At 29.5% G+C, this 20,601-nt stretch carries 22 protein-coding genes and 1 tRNA gene; 7 read left to right on the forward strand and 16 right to left on the reverse strand.

The genetic code is table 11. The features are described from left to right. Nucleotides 1–6: 6 nt before the first annotated feature. The gene (locus BA195_RS02525) at nt 7–882 is read right to left on the reverse strand and encodes a glycine zipper family protein (protein WP_068702111.1); all 876 of its coding nucleotides are present in this window, start codon (nt 880–882) and stop codon (nt 7–9) included. 124 nt (nt 883–1,006) lie between these two features. On the opposite strand from BA195_RS02525, the gene BA195_RS02530 reads away from it, so the two are divergent. The 3 genes from BA195_RS02530 to BA195_RS02535 all read left to right on the forward strand — a co-directional run bounded on the left by BA195_RS02530 (nt 1,007) and on the right by BA195_RS02535 (nt 2,497). Further along, the gene (locus BA195_RS02530) at nt 1,007–1,774 is read left to right on the forward strand and encodes an enoyl-CoA hydratase/isomerase family protein (protein ID WP_068702113.1); all 768 of its coding nucleotides are present in this window, start codon (nt 1,007–1,009) and stop codon (nt 1,772–1,774) included. A gap of 12 nt (nt 1,775–1,786) precedes the next feature. Then, nucleotides 1,787–1,942, forward strand: a complete 156-nt coding sequence (locus BA195_RS14320) for a hypothetical protein (protein ID WP_176714944.1) — start codon at nt 1,787–1,789, stop codon at nt 1,940–1,942. A 105-nt stretch (nt 1,943–2,047) separates the two neighbouring features. Beyond that, a complete protein-coding gene (locus BA195_RS02535) occupies nt 2,048–2,497 on the forward strand; it encodes a 6-pyruvoyl trahydropterin synthase family protein (protein ID WP_068702115.1) in 450 nt (149 codons plus the stop codon). Between the two features lie 45 nt (nt 2,498–2,542). Here the strand turns inward: BA195_RS02535 and pth are convergent, their stop codons facing one another. The 3 genes from pth to BA195_RS02550 all read right to left on the reverse strand — a co-directional run bounded on the left by pth (nt 2,543) and on the right by BA195_RS02550 (nt 4,766). Next, nucleotides 2,543–3,109 (reverse strand): aminoacyl-tRNA hydrolase, encoded by a 567-nt coding sequence (gene pth, locus BA195_RS02540; protein ID WP_068702117.1) that lies wholly within the window; start codon nt 3,107–3,109, stop codon nt 2,543–2,545. 113 nt (nt 3,110–3,222) lie between these two features. Beyond that, nucleotides 3,223–3,807: a 50S ribosomal protein L25/general stress protein Ctc gene (locus tag BA195_RS02545; protein WP_068702119.1), complete on the reverse strand. Its 585-nt coding sequence runs from the start codon at nt 3,805–3,807 to the stop codon at nt 3,223–3,225. A 17-nt stretch (nt 3,808–3,824) separates the two neighbouring features. Further along, complete coding sequence (locus tag BA195_RS02550; RefSeq protein WP_068702121.1) at nt 3,825–4,766, reverse strand: ribose-phosphate pyrophosphokinase; 942 nt, start codon at nt 4,764–4,766, stop codon at nt 3,825–3,827. Between the two features lie 123 nt (nt 4,767–4,889). Between BA195_RS02550 and BA195_RS02555 the strand changes: the two genes are divergently transcribed. Next, nucleotides 4,890–4,971 (forward strand) — tRNA-Leu (locus BA195_RS02555). Nucleotides 4,972–5,002: 31 nt separating this feature from the next. Here the strand turns inward: BA195_RS02555 and BA195_RS02560 are convergent. Genes BA195_RS02560 through BA195_RS02570 form a run of 3 tightly spaced genes read right to left on the reverse strand, consistent with a single transcriptional unit; the run spans nt 5,003 to nt 5,962 of the window. Further along, nucleotides 5,003–5,251: a hypothetical protein gene (locus BA195_RS02560; RefSeq protein ID WP_068702123.1), complete on the reverse strand. Its 249-nt coding sequence runs from the start codon at nt 5,249–5,251 to the stop codon at nt 5,003–5,005. Beyond that, nucleotides 5,241–5,615, reverse strand: coding sequence for a hypothetical protein (locus tag BA195_RS02565; RefSeq protein WP_068702125.1), 375 nt, complete (start codon nt 5,613–5,615; stop codon nt 5,241–5,243). The genes BA195_RS02560 and BA195_RS02565 overlap by 11 nt, the downstream gene beginning before the upstream one ends. A 17-nt stretch (nt 5,616–5,632) precedes the next feature. Continuing rightward, nucleotides 5,633–5,962, reverse strand: coding sequence for a hypothetical protein (locus tag BA195_RS02570; protein ID WP_068702127.1), 330 nt, complete (start codon nt 5,960–5,962; stop codon nt 5,633–5,635). Between the two features lie 716 nt (nt 5,963–6,678). Here BA195_RS02570 and corA point away from each other — a divergent pair. Then, nucleotides 6,679–7,734: a magnesium/cobalt transporter CorA gene (corA, locus tag BA195_RS02575; RefSeq protein ID WP_068702129.1), complete on the forward strand. Its 1,056-nt coding sequence runs from the start codon at nt 6,679–6,681 to the stop codon at nt 7,732–7,734. Nucleotides 7,735–7,805: 71 nt separating this feature from the next. On the opposite strand, the gene BA195_RS02580 is transcribed toward corA, so the two are convergent. The 9 genes from BA195_RS02580 to BA195_RS02620 form a co-directional block, all read right to left on the reverse strand. Continuing rightward, the gene (locus BA195_RS02580; RefSeq protein WP_068702131.1) at nt 7,806–8,780 is read right to left on the reverse strand and encodes a succinylglutamate desuccinylase/aspartoacylase family protein; all 975 of its coding nucleotides are present in this window, start codon (nt 8,778–8,780) and stop codon (nt 7,806–7,808) included. Continuing rightward, nucleotides 8,770–9,645 (reverse strand): 30S ribosomal protein S6--L-glutamate ligase, encoded by an 876-nt coding sequence (gene rimK / locus BA195_RS02585; protein ID WP_068702133.1) that lies wholly within the window; start codon nt 9,643–9,645, stop codon nt 8,770–8,772. Before rimK ends, BA195_RS02580 begins: the two co-directional genes overlap by 11 nt. After that, the gene (locus tag BA195_RS02590; RefSeq protein WP_068702135.1) at nt 9,645–10,082 is read right to left on the reverse strand and encodes an ATP-dependent zinc protease family protein; all 438 of its coding nucleotides are present in this window, start codon (nt 10,080–10,082) and stop codon (nt 9,645–9,647) included. Before BA195_RS02590 ends, rimK begins: the two co-directional genes overlap by 1 nt. Before the next feature lie 144 nt (nt 10,083–10,226). Next, nucleotides 10,227–10,715, reverse strand: a complete 489-nt coding sequence (locus tag BA195_RS02595; protein ID WP_068702137.1) for a hypothetical protein — start codon at nt 10,713–10,715, stop codon at nt 10,227–10,229. Beyond that, entirely contained in the window at nt 10,708–11,823 is a 1,116-nt protein-coding gene (locus BA195_RS02600) for an NTP transferase domain-containing protein (RefSeq protein WP_068702139.1), read from the reverse strand. Before BA195_RS02600 ends, BA195_RS02595 begins: the two co-directional genes overlap by 8 nt. Beyond that, the gene (gene moaC / locus BA195_RS02605) at nt 11,816–12,292 is read right to left on the reverse strand and encodes a cyclic pyranopterin monophosphate synthase MoaC (protein ID WP_068702141.1); all 477 of its coding nucleotides are present in this window, start codon (nt 12,290–12,292) and stop codon (nt 11,816–11,818) included. The genes BA195_RS02600 and moaC overlap by 8 nt, the downstream gene beginning before the upstream one ends. Nucleotides 12,293–12,377: 85 nt before the next feature. Next, nucleotides 12,378–13,616, reverse strand: coding sequence for a molybdopterin molybdotransferase MoeA (locus BA195_RS02610; RefSeq protein WP_068702143.1), 1,239 nt, complete (start codon nt 13,614–13,616; stop codon nt 12,378–12,380). Nucleotides 13,617–13,688: 72 nt separating this feature from the next. Continuing rightward, on the reverse strand, nt 13,689–14,681 hold the full coding sequence (gene moaA / locus BA195_RS02615) for a GTP 3',8-cyclase MoaA (protein WP_084443027.1): 993 nt from the start codon (nt 14,679–14,681) through the stop codon (nt 13,689–13,691). Nucleotides 14,682–14,748: 67 nt separating this feature from the next. Beyond that, entirely contained in the window at nt 14,749–16,518 is a 1,770-nt protein-coding gene (locus BA195_RS02620; RefSeq protein ID WP_068702148.1) for a MutS-related protein, read from the reverse strand. Between the two features lie 75 nt (nt 16,519–16,593). Between BA195_RS02620 and uvrC the strand changes: the two genes are divergently transcribed. Further along, nucleotides 16,594–18,387, forward strand: coding sequence for an excinuclease ABC subunit UvrC (gene uvrC, locus BA195_RS02625; RefSeq protein ID WP_068702150.1), 1,794 nt, complete (start codon nt 16,594–16,596; stop codon nt 18,385–18,387). Then, a complete protein-coding gene (locus BA195_RS02630) occupies nt 18,387–20,570 on the forward strand; it encodes a patatin-like phospholipase family protein (RefSeq protein ID WP_068702152.1) in 2,184 nt (727 codons plus the stop codon). The genes uvrC and BA195_RS02630 overlap by 1 nt, the downstream gene beginning before the upstream one ends. The last annotated feature ends 31 nt before the right edge of the window (nt 20,571–20,601 follow it).

The raw sequence follows: 20,601 nt of genomic DNA on the forward strand, positions 1-20,601 counted from the left end.
TGAAATTTAAGGAATTAATTCGTTGTAATTAAAAATAATATCAAAAGTAATATCAGAAGGTAATGATTTAATTTTTTCATCTATTTCTATTATTAAATCTTGTGGTGCTTCTTCTAAGGAAGATTCCTTTATAGCGCATTCTATTGCTTGATACGCAACCTCAGCCAACCCACCATAAACAGCTCCTTTTATTGCGCCTCCAACAACACCTGCTAATGTTCCAACTGGACCTAACCAAGAACCTAAAAGACCACCAGTAATAGCACCAATGGCAGCACCTTTAATTGTAGATTTAATCAAAGATTTAATATTTCCGTTACAGCTTCTATCTCCTCTATTTTGATAAAAAAAAGCATCCTTATTTGATTCTATAACATTAAAAACGCCTATTAAACTTAATAAATTTGGGTTTTCTTTTTCTTTTTTGAATTGATCTAGTAAAGAAAAAATTCCGTTAAAATCATCATTTCTTTGGAATTTATATAGTTCTTTAAAATATGATACAGCTTCTGCTGGTAAGTTTATGTCATCTATAGTAAGTAAACCTACCTCTTTATGATTAAAAGATGTAAATTCATTATAAGAACTTAATTCCAAGTCGTTTAATACTTGTAGGTTGCCATCTTCTATTGATTGAAAAATAGTGTTAAATACTGTGTTTTGATTAGATGGTTCATGGCCTTTGTTTAATTGTTTTTTTTGATATATAAAATTATATATAGTTTGGTTAGTAATGCCATTAATAACCTGTATATCGGCTAAATAATCGTCGTAATTAATAGTTTTTTCAACTTTTTGATTATTGACAAATTCATCGTTTTGACAATTAGCTAAAAATAAAGTAACGATAAATAAAATAATTGCACTTTTAAATGTTTTCATAGATTTTTGTTTTATAAAAACAAATAAACAATTTTTTATGGAATAATTTTATGTGGTTTATTCTTAGGTAAAGGAATTATAAAAAGTATATAATTTTGTAATTTTGAAAAAACAATCAAAATCAATGACTACAACAAGACAAAACGGAAGTTTATATACACACATTGAGCATAAAATAGCTACGGTTGAATTTGGACATCCAGCAAGTAATTCGTTTCCAAGTGAATTATTAGCGCGTTTGGCAAATGAATTTGACAACTTGTCAAACAATGATGAGGTTGCTGTAATTGTATTAAAATCTGAAGGAAATAGAGCCTTTTGTGCCGGTGCTTCTTTTGACGAACTAGTTGCAATTGATAATTTACAAGACGGAAAAGCATTCTTTTCAGGTTTCGCAAATGTGATAAACGCCATGCGTCGTTGTTCAAAATTAATTATTGGTCGTGTGCAAGGAAAAACCGTTGGTGGAGGTGTTGGTTTGGCAGCTGCTTGTGATTATGTATTGGCAACTGAGCATGCTTCTATTAAACTTTCTGAATTTACCATAGGTATTGGTCCTTTTGTAATTGCGCCTGCCGTAGAACGTAAAATAGGTGTAAGTGGATTGGCAGAATTAACTTTAGATGCTACAAGTTGGAAAAATGCATATTGGGCAAAAGAAAAAGGTTTATATGCCCGCGTTTTTGAAAATAGTAACGATTTAGATACTGAAGTTGAGGTGTTGTCAGAAAAAATAGCATCGTATAACCCAGAAGCTTTATCAGAAATGAAAAAAGCTTTATGGAAAGGAACTGAGCCTTGGCAGGACTTGTTGCTAGAAAGAGCTGAAACTTCAGGAAAATTGGTATTGTCTGACTTTACAAAAAAAGCGTTATCAAAGTTTAAAAAATAATTATCTTTAGAGATGGAAAAAAGTGACGCATATAAAACAGGGTATGAGGTAGGAAAATGGATAGCACAGCATCCAACACTATCGGTGCTTATCGGAATTTTATTATCAGTAGGTTTCGTGTGGTTATTGACTAAAATTGTAAAACAAATTCGTACTTTCGGCGAATAAAATATATATTATGGGAGGAGATTATTTATTTGCAATATTAGCAGCAGGAGTTGCAATTGTGTATTTTTACAATAAATATAGAAGTAATAAAAAATTTAAAAGATAGTGGCTAATATCAGAATTACGAAGCAGTTTTCTTTTGAAACTGGACACGCATTGTATGGTTACGATGGTAAATGTAAAAATGTTCATGGGCATAGTTATAAGCTTTCAGTAACGGTAATTGGACAACCAATTACAGATGTATCAAATGTTAAATACGGAATGGTTATTGATTTTGGCGATTTAAAGAAAATTGTAATAGAAGAAATTGTAGATGTTTTTGATCATGCTACGGTATTTAATCAAAATACACCACATGTTGAGTTAGCTAAGGAATTAAAAGCTCGAGATCATCATGTTATTTTAGTAGATTATCAGCCAACAAGTGAGATGATGGTTATTGATTTTGCTGATAAAATTCAGAAAAGACTTCCTGATAATATTAAATTATTTTCATTAAAACTTCAAGAAACCGAAACTAGCTTTGCCGAGTGGTTTGCTAGTGATAATTAATAAAAAAGGCTTAAAATTTAATTTTTGAGCCTTTTTTATTATAATTTATTTACCATTAAAGGCGTTCATTGTGTTTGCTAAGCCAGCATTTATAAATGAAGTTATTGCGTTAACTGAAGTAGGTATGCGTTCAATCATTTCGCTTTCTTCTTCTTTATTCCATTGACCTAATACATAATCTACCTGGCGACCTCTACCGTAATCAGCACCAACACCAAATCGAAAACGAGGATAGGCACCAGTATTAAATTTTTCTTGAATATCCTTTAACCCATTGTGTCCACCAGAACTTCCTTTTCCTTTTATTCGAAGTGTACCAAAATCGATATTCAAATCATCAGTAATTACTAATAGATTCTCTACTTGAATGTTTTCTTGTTTCATCCAATACATTACTGCTTTACCGCTTAAATTCATATAGGTACTTGGTTTTAAAACAATAACAGTTTTTCCCTTGATTTTTAGTCTAGCAATATCACCAAGTTTATCGGTTTCAAAAGTAGTATTATACTCTTTTACAAAAGCATCTACTATTTTAAAGCCTATATTGTGGCGTGTGTTATGGTATTTCTCGCCAATATTACCTAAGCCTACGATTAAGAATTTTTTCATCAGATTTACTATCTATATCTTTTTAGTTTTGTTTTAAATAACAATTATTTATCAAAAATAAAAAAAGCGTTACACAATGGTAACGCTTTTTTATTAAAATAGTTTTGCTATTTTTATGCTTCAGCTTCTTCCTCTTCAGTTGCAGCTTTCGTTGCGTTACGCGACATACGTACTTGAGCAACTACTGTGTTGTCTGGGTGTAAAAACGTATAAGCTTCGTTTTTTAACTCAGTAACATATAGTTTATTACCAATTTCTAATTCAGTAATATCTGCTTGGATAAAGTCAGGTAAGTTAGCTGGTAATGCCTTTACTTTTAATTTACGTAAATTATGACGTAAAGCTCCACCAATCATAACACCTTTAGATGTACCTACTAAACGTACAGGAATATCCATAGTTACCATTTTATCGTCAAATAATTGGTAAAAGTCTACGTGTAAAATACTGTCATTTACTGGGTGAAATTGGATGTCTTGTAATACAGCTGTGTATTTTGCACCATCTAATTCAATCGTAGCAGTATATACATCTGGAGTATAAACTAATGGCTTGAACGATTTTGCTTCCGCTGAAAAATGAACAGGCTTATCTCCTCCGTATAATACGCAAGGAACCTTTCCAGCATTACGTAAGGCTTTTGTTGCTTTTTTACCTACGCTTTCTCTTTGTGATCCGTTGATTGTAATTGATTTCATTACTTTTTTATATTTATTTACATTAAAAATTCATCGCTAATTGATGTGTTATCTTGAACTTTATGCATCACATCAGCGAATAAAGTGGCGCAAGATACTACTTTTATTTTAGATACATTCTTTTTTAAAGGAATTGTATCTGAAACAATTAGTTCGGTTAGTTGTGAGTTTTGAATTCTATCATAAGCATCTCCTGAAAGTATTGGGTGTGTACAAATAGCGCGTACGCTTAATGCACCTCTTTCTATCATTAAATCTGCAGCTTTTGTAAGTGTACCTCCGGTATCAATCATGTCGTCAACAAGAATTACATTTTTACCTTTTACATCTCCGATTAATTCCATGTGAGAAATAACATTAGCTTTTTCACGTTGCTTATAACAAATAACAACATCACTTTCTAAGTATTTTGAATATGCATAAGCTCTCTTAGATCCACCCATATCAGGAGAGGCAATGGTAAGGTTATCTAATCCTAAGCTGTTTACATAAGGAAGAAAAATTGTTGAAGCAAATAAGTGATCAACAGGTTTTTCAAAAAAGCCTTGAATTTGATCAGCGTGTAAATCCATAGTCATTATTCTAGTAGCTCCAGCCGACTCTAATAATTTTGCAACTAATTTTGCACCAATAGCAACACGAGGTTTGTCTTTTCTGTCTTGACGTGCCCACCCAAAATAAGGCATAACGGCAGTAATATGTCTTGCAGATGCTCGTTTAGCAGCATCGCACATTAATAGCATTTCCATTAAATTATCTGCAGATGGAAATGTTGAACCGATTAAAAATATACGCCTTCCACGTATAGATTCTTCAAAAGCTGGTTGAAATTCACCATCACTAAAGTGAGTAGTTATTACATTACCAAGTGAAACTCCGTATTCTTTTGCAATGTTTTTAGCAAGTTCAATACTTTGAGAACAAGCAAATATTTTTGGGCTTAATTGATTTACAGCCATTTAAAGTAGTTTTTGTTTTTGTTAGTGTTGTTGTTAGTGCAAAAGTAAAACTATTTTAAGAGTTTAAAAGTTATTTAAATGAATTAATTAAAATATTTTATAGATTTGCATTCTCTTTATAATGCTCGAGTGGCGGAACTGGTAGACGCGCTGGATTCAAAATCCAGTTCTTTCGAGAGTGCGGGTTCGATTCCCGCCTCGAGTACAAAAAAAGCGAGAAATTTTTCTCGCTTTTTTTAATTTTCTATAATTTTTGTATTTCCAAAACCTATAGCGTCCAAAAGATTATCATATTTTGGAGAAAAAAAGAAATCTTCAAGTATTGCTTTAATATCTCTTTTCTCTGAAGTAGTTTTTTGTACTCCTGGGGGAGCTGTTGCATTTTGCAGAACCTTTTTTGTATAAATATCTTGATATTTATTTATAAAATTAATAAATGTGTCCTCAAAATTATAATTAGTTAAATCAATGGCATTATAGCTCATTGTTTAGCTCTTGTTTATATTTGTTTAAAAGTGTTCTAGTAAGCGCTAAGTTTGCTTTTTTAGAATCTACAGCTAAATAAACAAAATAATCACCACTAGGCGAAATGTTAATAATGTGTATTTGACTGTCTAAATTGAAATGAATGTCGTTTAAGTTTTCATTTAAACCTAAAGATTTCATTGCTTTACGTTTGGCGTTAATAATTTCTACATTGTAGGCACAAGCTAGAGCAGGGTCAAAACCGTCTAAAGCAGAGTCAGAAATAAGTGATTCTCCTGAAGCCATTTCAGCTACGCTAATCCCTATGTATCCAGAAATGTTTTCTTTTACGTTTTTTACTAAGTCGTCTAAAATTTGTTGCATTTCGTTTGAGTTTATAGTTATTGATTAAATTCCTTTTTTAATAGATGTTCTAATAAACCAACATTTATACTTTTGTCAGATAAAAAACACAAAATATATTCGTTGTGCTTAATTATAAGTATATTCTCATTGTTAGATTTTAATATGATTTCTTTTAAATCAGTATTAAAATAATTGCTAAAAAAATGATTACTCATATTAAAAATAGTAGCTTTAAATACTGCTATTTTATCTTGTAAATCACCTAAAACGTTTTTTTTAGGGTAAAAATCAATAGTTTCTCCATCGTTTTTTAAAAGGAATATGGCTTTTGATTTCGTTTCTTTTAATAGTTCTTTTAATTCCAAAGTTAGGCTTTATCTATTGTGATAAATTCAAATTTAAGGCTTATTTGTTGTTAATATATTGCACTATAGTATCATTATATTACACAATATTATTTTTTACATCTTTTTTGTTAAGGAAAATGTATTTATTCTTAGTGGTTGGAATTGAAGTGTTTACATTTATAATATATAATAAGTAAATAATGGATTTTTATCTTAAAAAAATTAACATATGACTAAAAATGTTAATTTTTAGTGTTTTAATTTAGATAAAATAAAAATAAATAGAGGTTAGTAGGGTAAAATTAATGTTGTTTTTTATATCTAATTTTTTAAAACCTTATATTAGATTAATAACGGTGTCTCTTTCTTTAAGTATTTATAATAAAAATGGATTGAGAAGTTTGAAAGAGTATGTAGTAAAGAGAAATCTTGAACTTAAATTTAACACAAAAAATAAAAACTGTGTAGAATATTGTACATAGTTAATTTCAGTTTTACCTATTTACGATAGTCTGATAAGCTTTTTATTTATTAAATTTAAAGCTTATCAGACGAATTAATTATTCACAGAAATGAATTTTCACTTAATTGTGTTAGGATGATAATGATTACTTTTGTGTAGGTTTATTTAATTTATGTTTTGTAAAACACCCTAATAGTTACACAATAGAGTTTAACACATTGTATAGAAGAAGATGAAATGTTTATGATGTGATAGTATTTAACTTATTTAAATGAGAAAATCTAAATTTAAAAGCAAAATAGGTCTTCCTCCTGGAACAATTACTTATACAGGTACAAAAGAAAATACTCAGTTATTTATTAACACCTTTGATTATACAAAAGATAGTTTAGAGGAAAAAAAAATAAATAAAATTGAAGCTTGTTTTAGTTATAAAGAAACAGATACTACTACCTGGATAAATATAAACGGACTTAATAACACAGAGTCTATTCAAAAAATCGGAAACTATTATAAACTACATCCTTTAATATTAGAGGATATTGTGAATATAAATCAGCGTCCAAAAATAGATGAATATGACGATTATATTTTTGTAGTTTTTAAAATGTTGTACTATGATACAAACCAACATTTAAAAGTAGAACACATTAGTATTATACTTGGTGATAAATATGTACTCTCTTTTCAAGAATCTGAAGAAGATGTTTTTGATGGTATCAGAGAACGGATTAGAGCATCAAAAGGTATTATAAGAAGCAATGGTTCTGATTATTTATTATATGCTTTAATGGATGCTGTGGTAGACAATTATTTTTTAATTATAGAAACCATGGGTGAGAAAGTCGAAAGTTTAGAAGAACTTTTGTTTACAAATCCCAATAACGATACTGTTAAAGAAATACAGGCGTTAAAAAAAGAAGCTTTAAAAATTAGACGCTCTATTTTTCCCTTAAGAGAGATCGTTAGTAAACTTGAAAAAGCTGAAAGTAAACTAGTAAAATCTAAAACGCTAAATTATTTTAGAGATTTATATGACCACACAATTCAGGTTATTGAAACCATAGAAATATATAGAGATATGTTGTGGGGATTGATGGACATGTACATGACAAGTGTTAGTAATAGGATGAACGAGGTAATGAAAGTATTAACTGTAATTTCTACCATATTTATTCCATTAACTTTTATTGCAGGTATTTACGGGATGAATTTTGATAATATTCCAGAATTACATTATGAGAACGGATATTATATTTTGTGGGGCTTTATGATTTTTCTTTTCTTTGGATTGTTATATTTCTTTAAAAGAAAAAAATGGTTTTAAAGCTACTTCCAATCATATTATAAACTTTGATAATTTATAATGTGATTGGAGGTAGGTGCCAATTGTAAGTTTTACAAGTTGTCGTTGGAAACAACAGATTGCTCTATACTTAAATGAAACAAAGCATCTCCTTTATTTACGATAGGTGTTTTATTGATGCAAAAAATATGGCCATTAAATGGCGCATAAACCACTTTTTTAAATTCACCAAAAGGGTCTTGAATAATACCTAAAATCTCTTTCTTTTTTACAAAGGTTCCGTTTTTTGCAACTACTTTAAACATCCCAGAATCTGATGCGCGTAACCATTTTGCTTTATGTACAAAAACGGGAGTAGCCCTAACGGTAATTTCACCTTTAATCATACCTAGATGAATCAATATATTTTTTGTTCCATTTACACCTTCATTAATAATAGTGGGATTTAAATCTTTTGATTTTCCACCTTCAAAAAGCAAAACAGTTTTACCCATTTTATGTAATGTATCTCTTAAAGATTTTTTTATGTTGTTAGAAAAAACAATCATTGGCGGATTAAAAACTTTCGCCAATTCTAAGGCCTTTTCATCACCCTTGCTACATCTTATTTGCGCAATATTGTCTCGATCACCACCACCAGTATGAAAATCTATTACATAATCTACAAAAGGCGCTATTTCTTTGGTAAATTGATAGGCAAACTGACTGGCTAATGAGCCATTTACAGTTCCAGGAAACATTCTGTTTAAATCCCTTCCGTCAGGAAACTCTCTAGTTTGAATTAAATACCCAAAAATATTAAAAACAGGAATACAAATTATAGTTCCTGTTTCAGGTTTGTTAATACCTAAACTGATGATTTCCCTAATAATTCCAACACCATTAGTTTCATCACCATGAATACCCGCAAGTAATAAAACTACAGGGCCTGGCTTGTTAGAGCGCTCAATAATTATAGGAACACTTACAGTTGTTCTGGTATGTAATTTGGCAATTTTTAAATCTAAAACAGTGCGTTGCCCTTTGGGTATTTCTTTCCCTAAAAGAACAAAAGGTTTATTCAACATTTAATTCTAAATAACGTATAATTTCTTTAGCAATATCTTTTCCTGTAGCAGTTTCAATTCCTTCTAAACCTGGAGATGAATTAACCTCTAGTACCAAAGGTCCTTTAGATGATTGCAGCATATCTACACCAGCCACACCTAAACCTAACGCTTTTGTTGCTTTTAAAGCTGTTTTTTCTTCTTCATCTGTTAATTCTATGATAGATGCATTTCCACCTCTGTGTAAGTTAGAGCGAAATTCTCCTTCTTTTCCTTGACGTTTCATAGCTCCAATAATTTTACCGTCTACTACAAAAGCTCTTATATCTGCTCCGCCTGCTTCTTTAATAAATTCTTGAGCAATTACTCTTGCTCCTAAGCCGTTAAAAGCTTCTAATACAGACGTTGCTGCATTTTTTGTTTCTGCTAAAACAACTCCTAAACCTTGAGTACCTTCTAATAATTTTAATACTAAAGGAGCGCCACCTACAGATTCTACAACATGTTCTACATCTTTTGTGTAATTCGTAAAAACAGTTTTTGGTAAACCAACACCAGCTCTTGCTAAAATTTGTAAACTACTTAATTTATCTCTAGATCTTACCAAGCCAATAGACGAAACAGCACTAAAAATTTTCATCATTTCAAATTGACGAATTACAGCTGTACCATAAAAGGTTACCGAAGCACCGATTCTAGGTATAATCGCATCGATATCATCTAAATATTCTCCTTTATAAAATATTTTAGGTGCTTTTTTTTCAATTTCAATATTGCATTTTAAGTGATCTACGACCAAAACTTCATGACCTCTTTTCTCAGCGGCTTCAACTAGCCTACTTGTAGAGTATAATTTTGGGTTTCTAGATAAAATTACAATTTTCATTATTCTTTATATTTTAATTTGTGAGATAAATTCTTTTTTGCTGTGTCTATAATAAATTTTTTATTCAGAAATTTCCTACCTAATAATATCGGAAACTTCATATCCTTTCTTTCTGTTAAAGTTAAGTGGATTGGGAATAATGTATTAAAAATAAATATTTCAGTTTTAATTAAAAAACGTGTTTCAGAAATCCCGTTCGAGCTTTTAACAACTTTAGAGGTATAATTTTTTGTTGTAAATTCCTTATTATTATACAAGGAATGTTCTGGGTCTAATAATGTAAATTTAATAAAATTATCTCCATCAATTTTAATTTCTTCAATTTTTGTACAGTGTATAGAGGATGTATATGCACCTGAATCTATTTTTAAATCTATTCCCGAAAGAGATAATTCAGGAAAATCAGCTTTGTCTATCCTACCAATTACAATTTTCATTTTTATATAAAATATGAATAGTAAAATTACTAATAGTTATTGATAAAAAAATATAAAATTTTCATCAAAAATTAGTGCTATTTATTGTTATTTATTTTCCATTTGAAACATTTAAAATTACACTGTTTTATAAGTATCGTGTTTTTAAAATAACTTGTCAACTGATTTCGTGTAATAATCAATACTTAATTTATCTGCTACATATTTTGCTGTTTCTATAGCATCTTTTTCTAATTTATGAAATGAAACTTTAAAACGATCATTGTTTTTATCCCAAATAATTACTTCGTAAATATCATTATTGTTTAAATAAATAGATACGTAAGTAAGGTCACTTATATTTTGCCATTTTCCGTAACCTAAAGGGCCAACAGAATAGTATTTACGATATGTTTTCGCTTTAAGATTAAAATGATGATTATTTACAACAGAAGCTAACAATGCAAGTGTTATAACATAAATTTCCATTTCTAGAACATGTAAAAAGGAAATGGTATAATTTTCGATAGTTGATATTTGGGTGTTGATAAAAAACTTCACTAAAATAAAAACGGCAAAAGCATAAAGAATGGCAGCCATAAACCGAAAGATAAAATGTTTTTGGCCGCCTTTTATTATTACTAATTTACTCATAGTTTTTAATCTCTTTTTTAGCAATATTAAATTCTTCAGGAGTATTAATATTTCTAATTAAGTTATCATCTACTTGGATAATCTCAATGTCTGCATTAATTAACATTTTTCGTGGGCAAGAATATCCTTGAGCTAAGTATTGTAATAATTTAGTGTACGCCTTTGGTTCGTATATGGTAATTAAAGGCTCTGGAAATTCTTTGTTTTTACCTTTAATTGTTGTGGCTATTTTACTTGGATTCCGTTTTTGTAATAATAATTGAATCAAGGCTTCATTTACAAAAGGAATATCAGTAGCTAAAACTAACCAAGCCGAATTTGGATTTTTTTGAAAAGCAGAACAAATTCCGCCAAAAGGGCCAAGGTTTAAAAAAGTATCATGTATTTCATCGTTTTTTTCTGAGTTTTCGCGTACAGAAAAATAGGTTTTCAAATTATTGTTTTCAAGTAATTCTTTAACATATAATTTTTGAGGTTTCCCGTAATAATCTAACTCAGATTTATCGGTTCCCATTCGGGTACTTTTTCCGCCAATTAAAACCAATCCGTTTACAGGAGCAATATGTTCTTTTATTAAATTTTCAATGTGATTTGTAATATCATTAATATCATTAATGTTATAACTTGTAATGTTTTTTATCTGTGGAAATTTTTCAACCAAACATTCAAAAATTTTGGTATCAGGATTTAGTTTTACAATAAATTGGATGTTGGTAATTTGATCTAAGCGTTTTTTGATAGATGCTTCTTTTTCATCATCTAAAATTAAAATTTGTTTGGCACCTTGATAATGATTACCGTTGATAAACACAAAATCATGATTTACAAATTGCAAGCGTTGTTCAAATTTATTTATTATTGATGTTGTGTTTATTTGCACATTTCCTTCGTGATGAAAAGTATATTCAGTAAAAACATTATCAGCAGCATTTTTAGCATGTGATGCATCAAAATATGCTAAATTATAGTTCGATAATTTTGTAGATACTTTTGTAACTAAATCCGCAATCACTCCACATTTAGTTCCTAAAATAGCAACCTCATTTACGGCATAAGTATCATTTTGTTTTTTAGTAATATTTGCGTGTTTTTGATGCTTTTTACCCATTGTTAATATCTGATTTACCACCTGTTTTTGTTACTAATTTTATTTCTTTAATTACCATTTTTTGACTGATGGCTTTACACATATCATAAATTGTTAAACAAGTTGCCGAAGCGCCCGTTAGAGCTTCCATTTCAACTCCTGTTTTACCTTCGATAGTTACTTTACAAAAAACTTCTAAATTTTCGTTATCAATAATTTCAATGTCAATATCAACGCCATTAATTAATAAGGGGTGACACATCGGAATAATATCAGATGTTTTTTTTACGGCTTGAATCCCTGCAATAATTGCGGTTTGAAAAACAGGGCCTTTTTTGGTGATTAAATCATCATTTTTAAAATGAGAAACTATTTCAGCGCCTAAAAACATGGTTGCTTTTGCAATCGCAGTTCGTTTGGTGATTTTCTTATCAGAAACATTCACCATTTTAGGTTGATTCTGCTCGTTTATGTGGGTGAATTTGTTCATTTTTTATATGCTATGATTCTCGATACGCTTTTATTTCCATTATCATTTCAATAAAACCACTCGAACTGACAATTGTATAGAGAAGTTATCTTTTATATCTAATTATAGGATAAACACTTCCTTGTTTAAATTCGTTTTTTGTTGTTTTTGGTAGTTCTAAAAATCCATCAGCTTTTGTTAAACTAGCTAAATCACCAGAACCATTTCCTCTTATTGGAGTTGCAAATACTTGTCCGTTTGTATTTTCAATTTTAACTTGTAAAAAGTAAGTTAAGTTGGGTTTAAAGTTTACATCTTCAGTTAAAATAGCTGTTTTTTCTTCGGATGAAATTCCGATAGATTTTTTTAACCACGGATAAAAATACACTAAACAATTTACAAAAGTTGAAACCGGATTGCCAGGAAAAGCAAAGGCAACTGTTTTGTTTTTTTTATTCTGATAAACATGCTGCTCACTAATGTTTAAAGCATCACTGGTACCAAACCAAAAAGGTTTTCCGGGTCTTTGAGCAACTTTATGAAACAACTTTTTAACGCCTAATTCACTTAAAACTTCGGGTAAAAAATCGAATTTACCTTTACTTACTGCACCGCTAAAAAGCAATACATCATACTGTTGTAAATAGTTGTTTATTTTTTCTTTTAAAATGGTTTTATCATCGGTAATATGTGCAGTTTCAGAAAAAATGTTTAATTCTTTTAATAAAGCAACTAAAGTATAAACATTACTTCTGCGAATTTGATGGGCTAACGGATTTTCATCAACTTCAACCAATTCATCACCCGTAGAAATAATCATCACTTTGGGTTGTTTGGCAACTTTTATCATCGATTTTCCTACGGTGGCTAAAACTCCAATTTCAGCAGGAGAAATAACAATGTTTTTGTGTATTAAAAGTTGTCCTTGAGTTTTATCAGACCCTTTAACATGAATGTTTTGTTTGTCTTTTATAATATCAACAGTAATGGTGGCAATACCGTTGTTAATAATTACATCTTCATATCTAATTACGGTATCACAATTATTGGGTAATACAGCACCGGTCATTACTTCAATGCAATTTTCACTTTTTTGCATTGTTAATTGCTCGCTTCCGGCAGGTTGAATACCTTCTATGTTAAAATTTCGTTGCCCTTTTTTAAAATAAGAAAAGTTGATGGCAATTCCGTCCATTGCTACACGATTGAATGGCGGAAAATCTCTATCAGCAACAATATCTTCTTTTAAAATTCGACCAACTGATTGTATAAACGGAATTTCTTCTGTTCCGAAATCTTGGGTTTTACTTAATATTATATTTTTTGCTTTTTGTACTGAAATCATATTCTTGATGTTATTATGAAACAAGTTCAGAATAACGTATTGTTATATTTTTAAATTAATTGACACATTAAGTTACCCACCAATAGTACTCATACTTTCAGTAACACTTCCTTTTTTACGGTTTGCTTCGGCTACAAAACCATTTTCAGGTTTTTCTTTTATTAATGATAAAAAGAGTTCTTTTAAATTATCATTACTTGCGCCTTTTCTTATAAAATCACGTAAATTAAAAACACCATCATCAAATAAACAATTTTTAAAAGTACCAGTTGAGGTAATTCTTATTCGATTACAATCGTTACAAATTGTACGTGTAAATGCAGGAATAATTCCGATGCTACCTATGTGATTTTCAATAGAAAAATTTCTAGAAGTAGATGATTTTTCTGAAACTATATTTGTTACAGAATATTCAGATTTTATTTCTTCTAAAATTTTGTGGTAATTCCAATTTTCACCAATTTCTCGCTGTCCTTTTCCATTAAAAGGCATTTCTTCAATAAAACGAACGGCAATATTTTTATCTTTAGTCAATCCAACAAAATCATTAATTTCATCAGTATTAAAACCTGATTGTACCACAACGTTTAGCTTTAAATTTAATGAACTTTGTTCTAATAATTCAAAAGTTTTATACACTTCTGGAAATACATCGCGGCGAGTAATTTTTGCGAATTTATGAGTGTCTAAACTATCAATACTTAAATTTATGTTTTTTATTTTCTCTAATTTTTCTAAAGTTTCAATATGATTAGCAACTAATGCTCCGTTTGTAGTAATATTAATCACCTCTAACAAGTCGTTATAAGATAACATGTCTAAAAACGACATAAAATCTTTACGAGCAAAAGGCTCGCCACCAGTTAGCCTAACTTTATTAACACCTAACTCGGTAAGCACGCGAATAACTCGGTACATTTCTTTATAGGTGAGTAACTCTTTTCGTGGTACAATATCAATGCCGTTAGCAGGCATACAGTATTGACAACGTAGGTTACAACGATCGGTAACAGCAAGTCGCACATAGTTAATTTGTCTGCCAAAATTGTCGATAAGTTTGCTCATCTAACAAATATACGGTTTAATGCTGCAATTTTTTCATGTCATTTATCATAGTTTACGAGAAACAAAATTAAATTATTTCCATCTTTTTTAATAAAAAAGAGGCGTTCATGTTTTTACATACGCCGTTTTTCATCTTGTAATCAAAATTTAACTCGTTATCAATTATTTCAGCATCAAAATAATAGTTTTCAATTGTTTGATATTCTGTTGATAATTCACATAAACTCACATCGTGTGTAGCAATAATTCCAGTTGATTTAGAATTGTTAAGTTTTTCAACAAATTTTTTAGAACCGATTGCTTTGTCTTTACTATTTGTTCCTTTTAATATTTCATCTAAAATGATAAAATAATTTTCTGTTTTAATTTTGTTTACGATAAATTTTAAACGTTTAAGTTCGGCATAAAAGTAAGATTCATCATCGCTTAAAGAATCTGAAGTTCGCATACTTGTAATTAATTTAACCGGATTGTATTTTACTTTTTCAGCACATATTGGTAAACCATTATTAGACATTACAATTGCTAACGAAACAGCTCTTAAAAAAGTGCTTTTCCCTGCCATATTTGCTCCAGTAACAATAAAAAATTCTTCATTATCTATTACAAAATCATTGTCTATTCTTTTAGTGGCATTTAATAAAGAATGTCCTAAATTCACTGCATTTAAAACTGATTTTTCGTTATTTATAATAGGAAATACATATTCAGGTTTATTAAAAACAAAATTTGCTAACGAGTTTTGTGCATCAAAAAAAGAAACAACATTAAACCATTCTTCAACAGTGCTTTTGTAAGTTGTAATCCAATTTTCTATTTTAATGGTATTGCGAATATCCCAAAGAAAAAGTCCGTTACCAATAATAGCAATAATAATGTTATTACGTTGATCGAAAGCATCTAATATTTTAGAAAACTCTTTAAATATAGTAGATGCCTTTTTGTTTTTTTGTTGAATTTTTGCTTGTTTGTTTTTTAATGTCGAATTGGTGAATTCTTCGTTTTCTATTTGCGCTAATAACTGATGGTATTGATTAAAAGTTTCTTTTGCTTTGGTAGTTTCAGTGGCTAATTCTTGAATGTTTTTAAAAAAGAAAGCAGTAGTTATTAAACCAATTATAAACCAGATTAAAAGTACAGAAAACGTAATGACATCAAAACTTAATAAGCCAATTAAAACAATTGAAATAGCAGAAAAAATATACGAAAACAGTGTTAAGAAAGTAGGGAGTTTCTGCTCATAAGAATGCACCCATTTTACAATAATAGGTATTGCTGTTTTTGTGTTTATTAAACTAGCAACAGCTGTAAAATGTTGACGCCATTTTACTTTTAATGCAAGTTCTTGTGTTACTTTTTGTTTTTCTTCAATACTGTTAATATCGTTACTTGTTAAAACAGTAGCTAATAGCTTTTTTCCTTCGTTGGTTGCCGTTCTGTTTATGTATTGAAAGAAAGAGCCAATACCAAACAGATCGATATCATTGCTAAAATAATGCTCGGGGTTTATAAACTCTTTTCCACTCTCTAAGTCAGAAAATGTACCATTTAAAACGGCTATTTCTGTTTTATTAATAGTCAGTTTTGCTTCTATAAGGCTTTTCGTTTGCTTTAAACGTAAGTGTTTTGTTACTAAATAAACAAAAGCGATTAAAGAGATAACACTTATAATAAAGTATAAGTTATTTTTTGTAAAAGCTATATAGGATGATAAAGAAATGGTTAAGAAGGCAAAAAGACGTAGTAAACGAGTTGTAAGTAAACGTTTTTTTAACCCAGTTAAAACGGTATTTAAACTATTGATTTCTTCTTTGTAAAATTGAATAGGTTGTTGCATTGTATGGTAAATAAATATTAGTGTAAATGTACATATAGCTAGGTAAATATCTTTATAAAATTGTATTTTCGTTGTATGCCAACTTCATTAGAACTTCAAGTAAAAACCTTACCTAATTCGCCTGGTGTTTATCAATATTTTGATAAAGAAGATGTGATTATTTATGTTGGTAAGGCAAAAGATTTAAAAAAAAGAGTCTCTTCTTATTTTAACAAAAACCATGAAATTGCTAAAACTCGTATTTTAGTTAGAAAAATTGTTCGTATCGAACATGTTGTTGTTGATACAGAAACAGATGCTTTACTGTTAGAAAATAACCTGATAAAGAAATACAAACCACGTTATAATATTTTATTAAAAGACGATAAGTCCTACCCCTGGATATGTATTAAAAAAGAACGTTTTCCAAGAATATTTTCAACCAGAAGAGTCATAAAGGACGGCTCTGAATATTTTGGGCCTTACACAAACACAAAAACAGTATATGCTTTATTAGATTTAATAAAAGAATTATATCCGCTAAGAACTTGTAAGTATGATTTAAGTAAGTCGAAAGTAGCAGCAGGTAAGTATAAATTGTGTCTCGAATACCATTTAGGTAATTGTAAAGGTCCTTGCGAAGGGAATCAAACTGAAGATAATTACCAAGAAAGTATTAAAGCTGTAAGAGGTATATTAAAAGGTAATTTTAAAGAGAGTTTACAGCATTTAAAGAATATAATGCTAGATTTTGCTTCGGATATGAAATTTGAAGAGGCACAAAAAATAAAAGAAAAACTTGATTCTCTACAAAACTATCAGGCGAAATCTACCATTATAAATCCATCAATTAATAATGTAGATGTTTTTTCTATTATTTCTGATGAAACTCACGGTTATGCAAACTTTTTTAAAGTAATGAATGGCGCAATCGTGCAATCATACACCACAGAAATAAAAAAGAAATTAGAAGAAACTGATAAACAATTGTTAGAGTTGTTTATCATAGAAACGCGTAACCGATTTAACTCGTTGTCAAGAGAAGTTTATGTGCCTTTTAAAGTTAATTTAGGAGAGCAAATAAAAGTGACCGTACCTAAATTAGGAGACAAAAAGCGAATCGTTGAATTGTCAGAAAGAAATGCGAAGTATTATCGTATGGAGCAGTTTAAGCAAATAAAAATTGTAGATCCAGATCGTCATGTAAAACGAATAATGGGGCAGATGCAAAAAGACTTACGTTTGCATGAAGAACCGCGGCATATTGAGTGTTTTGATAATTCAAATATTCAAGGAACCAATCCTGTAGCAGCCTGTGTAGTTTTTAAAGACGGAAAACCGAGTAAAAAAGAATACCGTCATTATAATATTAAAACAGTTGAAGGGCCTGATGATTTTGCATCGATGGAAGAGGTTGTTTTTCGTCGTTACAGGCGTTTGTTAGAAGAAAAGCAACCATTACCACAATTAATTGTTATTGATGGAGGAAAAGGACAATTATCATCAGCATTAAAAAGTTTAGATCTTTTAGGTTTGCGAGGTAAAATTGCCATTATTGGTATTGCAAAACGCTTGGAAGAAATTTATTATCCAGGAGATTCTGTACCGTTATATTTAGATAAAAAATCAGAAAGTTTAAAAATAATTCAGTTTTTAAGAAATGAAGCCCATCGTTTTGGAATTACCTTGCACAGAAATAAACGAAGTAAAAGTGCTATCCAGTCTGAGTTAGAACAAATTCCGGATATTGGTAAGCAAACTATTACCAATTTATTGCGTAAATTTAAGTCTGCTAAAAGAGTAAAAGAAGCTACATTTGAAGAATTAAAAGAAACAGTCGGTTTTTCAAGAGCAAAAAAAATACATGAATTTTATCAAAAAGAAAAATAATGAAAAAGTTGCTTATACTATTATTGTTTACGGTATTTACATGGGCTCAAAACTCACCTAAAGTTGGTTTAGTTTTAAGTGGAGGTGGAGCCAAAGGATTTGCTCATTTGGGGGTTTTAAAAGAACTTGAAAGAGCTGGAGTACATGTAGATTATATTGGTGGTACTAGTATGGGGGCCATTATTGGAGGGTTGTATGCCTCGGGTTATTCTGCGAAACAGATTGAAAAAATCATTTTAGATATTGACTTTATGAAGTTGATACAAGACAAAGTTGATAGAAGCGATAGACCTTTTTTTACCAAAACCAATGGAGAAAAATATGCGATTTCATTACCAATAAAAGAGGGTAAAATTGGTCTTCCTTTAGGATTATCAAAAGGTCAAAATGTTTTAAATTATTTAACAGAGCTATTAGCACCTGTTGATAATATCAACAATTTTTCTAAACTGCCAATACCTTTTTATTGTATTGGAACAGATATTGTTACTGGTAATGAAGTTGTTTTAAATGAAGGCTCTTTACCTTTGGCATTAAGGGCTAGCGCAGCGTTTCCATCATTATTAACCCCTGTTGAAATTGATGGTAAATTGTTAGTAGATGGAGGGGTGGTAAACAACTTTCCTGTTGATATAATGAAAAAGAAAAAGGTAGATATTATTATTGGCGTTAATGTTCAAGGAAAATTAATGAAAGAAGAAGAACTGTCTTCAGTTGCTTCAGTGTTGATGCAAATAGTAAATTTTCAGATGTATAAAAATATTGATAAACAAATTGATATTTTAGATGTTTATCTTAATCCCGATATTTTAGATTATAGCGTTATATCGTTTGATAAAAAAAATGAAATAATAGAAGAAGGGTTAAAAAATGCACAAGAATTTTCAAGTGTTTTTGATAGTGTTGCTAAATTACAAATATCTAAAAATGAACGAATTAAAAATGAAATAAAAGAAAAAAGGTTTTTGGTAGATAGAATTGTTATCAAAGGAAATAAAAATTATACTAAAAATTACATTTTAGGAAAATTACAACTTGAAGAAGGTGATAGTGTTTCGTACAAACAAGTTTCTAAAAAAATTAATAAACTAACCGCAACCAAGAATTTTAATCGAATTAATTATCATCTAAAAAAATCCTTTCAAGGCAAAAAGTTAGAACTTATCGTCAAGGAAGAAAAAATTCATTCTTATTTTAAAATAGGGTTACATTATGATTTGTTATATAAATCGGCAGCATTATTAAATTACACCCATAAAAAATTACTAACACAAAATGATGAGTTGTCTTTTGATGTAGGTTTGGGTGATAGATTACGTTATAATTTAGATTATTTTATAGATAATGGTTTACTACCTAGTTATGGTTTTAAATCACGTTATAATAGGTTTACAAGTGGTTTTTTACATAAAGAAAATTTAATAAATGTTAATTATACTGATTTTACTAATGCTATATATTTTCAAACAACTATTAATGAAAAATTTGCATTTGGTATAGGGGTTGAAAATAAACACGTTAGTTTAAGTTCAGATAATATTTTATCAAATGGTAAAGAAGTTTTCTTTGACAAAAGTAATTATATAAATGCATATTCTTTTTTAAAATTTGATACTTACGATAAAAAAATGTTTCCAACAAAAGGGTTTTATGCAGATGTTGGTTTTAAATGGTATTTATGGTCTGATAGAAATAATAATATTGATTTATTAATAGATGACAGTGATTCGTTTCATCAATTTTCTCAAGTTGAAGGAACTTTAGGTTTTGTAACTAGTTTTTTTAATAAGTTAACACTTCAGCAAACAAGTGAGATTGGATATACTTTAGGTAAAAAATCATCACAGATTTTTGATTACAGATTGGGAGGTTACAATAAAAACTATATTAATAATTTCACCTCTTTTTATGGTTATGATACAGGTGATTTGATTAATCAATCGTATTTAAAAACCATTTTCAATTTCAGATATCAGGTATACCCTAAGCATCATGCTGTTTTTATTGCTAATTATGCTCGTGTAGAAGAAAATATTTTAAAGGATATTTTTGATGATGTGAAATCAGGATATGCTTTAGGTTATAGTGTTGAAACATTTTTAGGCCCAGTTGAATTAAAATATAGTTGGTCGCCTAATCATAATGAAAAATATTGGCTATTTAATTTAGGATTTTGGTTTTAGGGCATAAAAAAACCCGTTTCTTTTAGAAACG

The organism is Tenacibaculum soleae (genome assembly GCF_001693415.1).
Classification (GTDB): Bacteria; Bacteroidota; Bacteroidia; order Flavobacteriales; family Flavobacteriaceae; genus Polaribacter; species Polaribacter soleae.